This window comes from Petrotoga halophila DSM 16923, from assembly GCF_002924615.1.
The window spans coordinates 1-1,084 of the sequence record NZ_JALY01000345.1; the positions used below are offsets into that span (position 1 = coordinate 1).

General features: G+C 34.7%; 3 protein-coding genes. All 3 read right to left on the minus strand.

Annotation, left to right across the window (positions count from 1 at the left end; all coding sequences use genetic code 11):
• The coding region (locus AA81_RS14970) for a thiaminase II/PqqC family protein (protein ID WP_500690317.1) at positions 1-145 on the minus strand (145 nt) is incomplete at its 3' end.
• A 1-nt stretch (position 146) separates the two neighbouring features.
• Positions 147-272: a hypothetical protein gene (locus AA81_RS14740; RefSeq protein ID WP_281256314.1), complete on the minus strand. Its 126-nt coding sequence runs from the start codon at positions 270-272 to the stop codon at positions 147-149.
• The gene (gene thiD / locus AA81_RS13885) at positions 269-1,054 is read right to left on the minus strand and encodes a bifunctional hydroxymethylpyrimidine kinase/phosphomethylpyrimidine kinase (protein WP_103899363.1); all 786 of its coding nucleotides are present in this window, start codon (positions 1,052-1,054) and stop codon (positions 269-271) included. The genes AA81_RS14740 and thiD overlap by 4 nt, the downstream gene beginning before the upstream one ends.
• Positions 1,055-1,084 lie beyond the last annotated feature (30 nt).

The following is a 1,084-nucleotide window of genomic DNA, read 5'->3' on the forward strand; positions in this document are numbered from 1 at the left end:
GCTCTAGATAATGAAAATCTTGTTTTAAAAAGAATACGAATTTCTCAAAAGACAATTCTCCAGTATAGAGTTCTTCCATAAAAGGATGGTTAATTAATTTCTCTAATTCTTTTTTTGTGTGATCTTTAATATGAGAAAAATCCATTTCATTTAACTCCTTTAAATACTACATAGCTACCTTTCTTATAACCTGGAATAGCTTCTTCAATCTCTTCATCACAGTATTTTGGGTTATTAATTAATGTTTGTACAGATTGGATATCCCTATTCACAAATTCCACCTCCAGAAATGATTTGTTGGTCCTACCCCATGACCTATAGATAGTGATTTTCTAATTGCACCTGTGATGTATTCTTTAGCTCTTTTAATAGAATCAAAAAGTTCATATCCTAAAGCTAAGTTAGCAGCAATTGCGGAAGAGAAAGTGCAGCCTGTACCATGAGTATTTTTGGTTGGTATCCTTTCGGAAGAAACTTCAAAAAAATCCTTTCCATCATAATATACATCGATGGCGTCTTCTATCAAATGTCCTCCCTTTACTACCACACTTTGAGCTCCAAGCTCCACAATTTTCTTTGCAGCGTTTCTCATATCCTTTACAGAATCAACTTTTATCCCTGTTAATACTTCGGCTTCCATCAAGTTTGGAGTTACTACCAAGCTCAACGGAATGAGTTCGCTTTTTAAAGCATTGATAGCGTCCTCTTTTAACAAATGAACTCCACTTTTGGAAACCATTACTGGGTCCAAAACAATATTTTTAGGCTTGTACTCTCTTAATCCATTTGCTATAGTTTTGATTATCTTTTCATTGGAAACCATTCCTATTTTCACTGCATCGGGAAATAGATCTTCAAAAACAGCCTTCATTTGCAACAATACCATTTTAGGAGTTAAATCTTCTATGCCCAAAACACCCATCGTGTTTTGAGCGGTTACAGAAGTAATAACACTCATTCCAAAAACGCCATGGGCAGAAAAAGTTTTAATATCTGCTTGTATACCAGCACCTCCACCTGAATCAGAACCGGCTATCGTTAATCCTAGTTTTATAATATTCACCTCCTGTTATGCAAAATAAAA